We start from the raw sequence: 5199 nt of genomic DNA on the forward strand, positions 1-5199 counted from the left end.
CCGAAGGTTCCAGCGGTTCTCGCGATGCCGTTCCAGACCGTACCGCCCACCTGCCCACCATAGTCGGTATAGACGTTGCCTTTGACCTGGCTGGACGGTGAAATCACCTGGCGGATGACTGCCTCGGTCACCTCGTCCTGGTCCAGCCATTTCGCCCATTTGAGGAAGCTGGTCATCAGGTCCGGATCCACCTGGCCCTTGATCCGATCACGCAAGCCGATCCCTGAGTCAGCCCACCACTGCTTGCAGGTTGGGTAGCCACCACCACCGCCCACCTGGGGCAGCCCGGCGTCGCGGGTGGCGTTGTAGGGCCACGACTGACGGGGACTCTTCGAGTAGTCGGTGTCGTAGTACCCCGGGGTGTTCAACAGGAATCGGGAGCCGATCCAGTTCAGGTCCTGCAGCGCCTTGTTGTCCTCGCCGACGGAGCCCAGATCGGGTTGCCGCATGAACAGCCGCGCACGGGAAGGTCCGTAGCAGTCCCTGGAAAAGTCAGCGATTTCTTGTGCCAGCAGCGGGTTGTTCACGCGCGTATTGTCCACTTCCATTCGCATCTGCCGCAGATCCGTGCCGCACGGAATGGCCGCGACCGCGCCGGCGGTGAAGCCCTTGGACAGGGCGTGCATCATCGCCCACCAGAGCGGCATCTGCGCACTCTTGCCGGCCAGGCTGCTGAAGGAGGTCGACCAGCCGGTGTCTGCCGGCGCTGGCAGGTTGTACTGGCACTGCTGGGCGCGGGCCTGGTCGAACTCGATGGTGTCGAAGCTCACGTTGACGACCGGGATTCCCGCCAGGGCGACCACGATGTAGCCGACGTAGATATGCGTCTCGATGCGGGCCAGAGACAGCACGCCTTTGTTGCCCTCGTCGGCGCCTTCCCCGCGAACTTTCAGCCACTCACGCATCACAATGGCCACGAAGGGCACCGCGAACAGCCCTGTATCCGAGATCATGTTCCAGATCCCGTTGTTGATGATCCAACCGAGGAGGGTGAGGTAATACTCCAGGTAGTCATTGGTCATGAAGGTCATGCTGCGCCTCCCGTGCGGAAGTAGGCTTTGCTGAATTCGATGAGCAGGATCAGCAACAGCACCAGGATCTCGATCCGCCGAATGCGCTGCCGCTCATGCGCGCTCAGCTCCTTGCGCTGCTTGAGCCGGAACCAGGCGATGGCCAGGGCGCAGTACAGCAGCGCCCGCCAGGCGAACAAACTCCAGTAGTTGCTTTGCCGCCAGGCCTCCAGGCCCTGGATGCCGCCGAAGTGGTTCAGGGCGAAGAGGCTGAGCAGCGTACCGACCACTGCCAGACCGACGACGATCATCACTCCGACCAGTAGCTGGCCGAGGAGCTTTCGGCTGGTGAGCGTATCTGCCATCACGGTCTCCCTCCCGACCCCGACTTGCCGCCGGCGGCAGAGGGGGCCTGCAGGCGATCAAGGCGATCAGCATCGGGCGCCGACTCGAACACGCCGCTGGACCCTGAGGCGCGCTGTTGCCCGCGCTCGATGACCCGCATGGGCGAATTGCTGGCCAACTCGCGACGGAGTTCCAGTTCGGTCTTGAGGTTCGAGATCTCCTGCTGCAGGAGGCTGGTCTGCTGATCGACGGCTTGGGTGGCCAGGCCGTTGGCGGCGACGTTGGGCTCCTTGGCGCCGGCGAACATCAGGCGCTGTAACAACAGGGCCTTGCTGAGCACGTCCATCAGGGAGACATCGGACGCCAGGCGGCGCGCCAGGACGTCCTGGTCACGCTCGTCGCGCAGCGCCTCGATGACGCCGCGGGTGATTGGCAGCGCATCGGTGCCGGCCGCAGCCAGGTTCTCGGCGGTCAGTGGCTTACTTTTCGATAGCAGCTCCTGCAGCGACTGGAGCTTCTTGTCGTAGGTCTCTTGGATCAGCGGGGTCAGGCCGACGCCTGCAGCCGTCACCGTCTTCTGGCAGCCTTCACAGGTCTGCTGCTGTTGCTCCCCCAGTACCCGGGTGGCGAATGCAGCGGCTTCTTGGGGGGAGGACCAGGTGTTGCAGACCAGGCCGTTGTTACAACTGGCGGAAGGCACGCTCGATGAGTCTTTCACCGAGCGGCTGGTCAACAGGTTGTAGCCCGCCCGGGTCACGTCGTTGACGATGCGAATGGGCTTCTGGCCGGAGCCGCCGGCCTTGTCTCCACCGACCCAGGTTACGCCATCGTTGCCGCCCTTCTTCTCCACTACTTCGAGGGCGGATACGGCGTCTTTCCCGCCAGAGGCCAGCGTGGCGCCCAGGGCCTGGCCTTCGGCGATTTTCCCCCAGCCGGTCTGCTCCCCAGCGATGTCAGCCATCTTCTCGGCGATCGCTCTGCAAGTCCCTTTCGAGCGGTCGTAGTCGATCCGCGCCTGCAGGATGCCATTGGTGATCAGGTTGTAGAGCTGAGGGTTCGCGCGCTGGATGATCAACGCCGGTAGCGACATGACCGCGCCGGTCGCGTTCTGGATGACTGAGCCCATGATGTTCTGGAAGCCCTGTGTGGCACCGTTGAGCTGGTTCTCCAGGGTGGTGCTCAGGTTCATGTTTCCGCACATCAGGTCGTTGTTCCAGCCGAAACCGACGCCGATCGAGTCCATCTGGCCGGCGCTGCCCATGCTCACCGCACTGCCGCCGCCAATGCTGTATAGGACCTCGTCGCTGAGCACCGTGCCGGTCTTGGACACGTTGATTGGGTCGTCGGCCTGGGCAAGTTGCGCTGCGAGCAGCCACGTCAGCGCGACCGAGGTGATGTTCATTCGCATGATTCGTCTCCGTGTCCTTATTGGAAGTCGGTACTGCCGAGGAAGATCTGCCCCTTGCGCTGGCAGCAGGAGTAGGGACGCCAGAGCGCCCAGGCGTAATCGCCGTCGACGGCTTGCGTCTTCGGCCCTGAGTTGGGAAACACCGCGCAGTTGAGGCTCAGGGACGGGGTCAGCTCCTGCCATTTCCCGGTCGAGGCATCGCCCTCTTTCAGCTCGCCCGCCGGCCAGTAGCCGTCCTTGGGTGCTGCGCGCATGGGGAGGTAGACGTGGAGCTGGCCGATTCGCGTGGTGATGTCGCCGGCGCGCTGGGCGATGACGGCCGCCGTCTTGTAGTCGTCGGTCTGGTGCAGGAATCCGCTGCGCGGATAGAGGTTCCCCCACATGTCGCCGGAGAAGATTCCACCCACCTCGCGCAGCCCTGGGACCAACGCTTCGGGGTACACCTGCTCGGGAATGCCATGCCGCCAGCCAATGGCGTCCAGTGTGCTGAGGAAGTACGGCACCAGCGGGAAGGTGGCGCCAGGGCAAACGTACCCAGAGGCGCTGGCGAACCGGCTGAACGTGGCCCCGCCAGGATGGCCGATCACATCCGCTTCCTTGAAGCGGCCGATGCTGTTCTCGGCCTTGTAGTTGGTGGTCGCGTCATTGCCGGCCTGGGCGAGGGGATTCGGTGTGCCCAGCGCCGACACCTCGGTCCAGGGGTTGCTCCCGGTATTCGCATAGCTGGAGACGACTGCGTCAGGCACGTAGTGGCGGACCTTGACCGACGTCTTCACCTTGCAGCCATGCGGGCCGCAGAGCAGCCAGTAGCAGATCCCGACGACCTTGTATTCGAGGCACTGAGGGGAAAGGGTGGAGGAGACGATGGCGGCGCTGTTGATCGCGGCCGCGGCCGTGAACGAGAGGCTGAAGGTGGCGGCCGCCGCTGCCAGGCGGCGGAGGTTGAGGCTGGTCATCAGCGCGTCCTCCTGGCCTTGGCGATCAGCTCAAGAGCGCGCGGTACGTCCGGTTCGCCGTAGACCACGTACTGCCTGTCGACTACCACGGCAGGGATCTTCTCGACACCGAGACTCCACGCATCGGTGACGTCTTGTTGTGCCTTCACCAGCTCTGCCTGCAGGCGTCGCCCCTCGGGGCTCTGTAGCAACTGCTGAAACGCTACCTGAGCTTGTTGAGGATCCTTGGGCAGAGCGTCAGTCAGTTGCTCCTCAAGGTGTTGCTGGGCATCCAGGAGCAGGACTCGCGATGATCCGGTGGCGGTGACCGGATGGGCCTGGTCAGTGATGACCCAGGTTTCGGCCTGGCTTGCGCCGGTCAGCAGTACAAGTAGTAAGCCAACGGCCAGGGGGCGTGGCCACCAGGCTGGGGGGGAACGATGAAGAGGCATGGGTCTGTACCGGTTCGAATAGGTACAGGTAGGAGACAGGATCGCTTCCGATAGGGCAGCAGGAAATCATCACTACGTCGCCGGGGTATTTTTTACCGCTGTAATGGCGAATTGTTGGCGCATGGTGCAGAGGAGGGAGCCTGGTAACTCATAAGGTAGAAGTGAGCTTCCAAGCCATCTTTTTTTCAGGTATTTGCGCGGACTGAGCAGTCGCTGTCGAAACAGTCATTTTTGTTGCTAAGAGGCAGGAAGGCTGCGCTGAGATTCATACTAGTAAATTAGATAGTTGTTGTCTTCTGAAACAGAATTGAAGCGAAATTGGGGGTAGGTTTTTCTAGGTGAAGGGTAACTCTTGAGAATTACAAAGGTGTGACGCAAATGTTGTATTTTTCTTGCGGTATGAAGATGGGTGGTTGGGGCGGATATAGGTGCTTTTCTCTATTTTCTTTAATTGCTCTCATCTATGGGTGTGTCGGTGGTGGAGGTGGGGCGGATGAGATTGGGCAGCACTGCTTTGAGAGAGAGCAGAAGATTTCCGGAGTTAATGATAATGAAGAGGGGAGTGTGAGGTTGAATCGGCTGAACTGCGATCCAATTGAGGGGCGTGTTCTTGAATCAGAGAAGCTGATACGAAAGCCGCCCAATGAACTGGGTATTCACTGAATAAATAATTTTTAGCATGGAGAGGTCTTTTGAAATGAAAAAATTACTTTTTATGTCGACTGTGCTTTTGGTGGCTAGCAATTTCGCATGTGCTGATGAGGGCTCAAATGATGGAAGTGAGATATGTCGGGCGCAGGGTGGGGTTGAAATAACAAGTCTAGGGGAAGTCTCAAAGGGTGTGAATGTTGAAGATGTTGTAGTTTGTTCGATTCTTCCAACTAATATGAAGTCGAGTCAAAGGGCGCCTACACTCCCTCCTCTGCAAAGGATGATCATTTCGGCAATGCCTTCACCAGGAACGGTCACTGTTTCTGCCAGCGGAGATAGGAAGTTTACAACATCTTGCCGGGCAAATCTTTATGCTCCACGTTATGCCAATTTATATC

6 protein-coding genes are annotated in these 5199 nt (G+C 60.3%); 1 reads left to right on the forward strand and 5 read right to left on the reverse strand.

Going from position 1 to position 5199, the window contains the following annotated elements; all coding sequences use genetic code 11:
* From HMPREF3014_RS12440 to HMPREF3014_RS12460, 5 genes are all read right to left on the reverse strand, one after another.
* Positions 1-1031: conjugal transfer protein TraG N-terminal domain-containing protein (locus HMPREF3014_RS12440; RefSeq protein WP_034017269.1), on the reverse strand; the 1031-nt coding region annotated here is incomplete at its 3' end.
* The gene (locus tag HMPREF3014_RS12445; RefSeq protein WP_003117086.1) at positions 1028-1375 is read right to left on the reverse strand and encodes a hypothetical protein; all 348 of its coding nucleotides are present in this window, start codon (positions 1373-1375) and stop codon (positions 1028-1030) included. The genes HMPREF3014_RS12445 and HMPREF3014_RS12440, both read right to left, overlap by 4 nt.
* Complete coding sequence (locus tag HMPREF3014_RS12450) at positions 1375-2763, reverse strand: integrating conjugative element protein (RefSeq protein ID WP_004352770.1); 1389 nt, start codon at positions 2761-2763, stop codon at positions 1375-1377. Before HMPREF3014_RS12450 ends, HMPREF3014_RS12445 begins: the two co-directional genes overlap by 1 nt.
* A 17-nt stretch (positions 2764-2780) precedes the next feature.
* Positions 2781-3719 (reverse strand): TIGR03756 family integrating conjugative element protein, encoded by a 939-nt coding sequence (locus tag HMPREF3014_RS12455; RefSeq protein WP_003117084.1) that lies wholly within the window; start codon positions 3717-3719, stop codon positions 2781-2783.
* Complete coding sequence (locus tag HMPREF3014_RS12460; RefSeq protein WP_003111736.1) at positions 3719-4150, reverse strand: TIGR03757 family integrating conjugative element protein; 432 nt, start codon at positions 4148-4150, stop codon at positions 3719-3721. Before HMPREF3014_RS12460 ends, HMPREF3014_RS12455 begins: the two co-directional genes overlap by 1 nt.
* 697 nt (positions 4151-4847) lie before the next feature.
* Here HMPREF3014_RS12460 and HMPREF3014_RS34900 point away from each other — a divergent pair.
* A partial coding sequence (locus HMPREF3014_RS34900; RefSeq protein ID WP_034017271.1) for a hypothetical protein occupies positions 4848-5199 on the forward strand: 352 nt, incomplete at its 3' end.

Source organism: Pseudomonas sp. HMSC065H01, from assembly GCF_001815235.1.
Taxonomy (GTDB): domain Bacteria; phylum Pseudomonadota; class Gammaproteobacteria; order Pseudomonadales; family Pseudomonadaceae; genus Pseudomonas; species Pseudomonas aeruginosa.

What these genes read in the sequence shown, in the direction of transcription:
- HMPREF3014_RS12445 (WP_003117086.1), bottom strand. Translation starts at nt 1,375, where the DNA reads ATGGCAGATACGCTCACCAGCCGAAAGCTCCTCGGCCAGCTACTGGTC.
- HMPREF3014_RS12450 (WP_004352770.1), bottom strand. Translation starts at nt 2,763, where the DNA reads ATGCGAATGAACATCACCTCGGTCGCGCTGACGTGGCTGCTCGCAGCG.
- HMPREF3014_RS12455 (WP_003117084.1), bottom strand. Translation starts at nt 3,719, where the DNA reads ATGACCAGCCTCAACCTCCGCCGCCTGGCAGCGGCGGCCGCCACCTTC.
- HMPREF3014_RS12460 (WP_003111736.1), bottom strand. Translation starts at nt 4,150, where the DNA reads ATGCCTCTTCATCGTTCCCCCCCAGCCTGGTGGCCACGCCCCCTGGCC.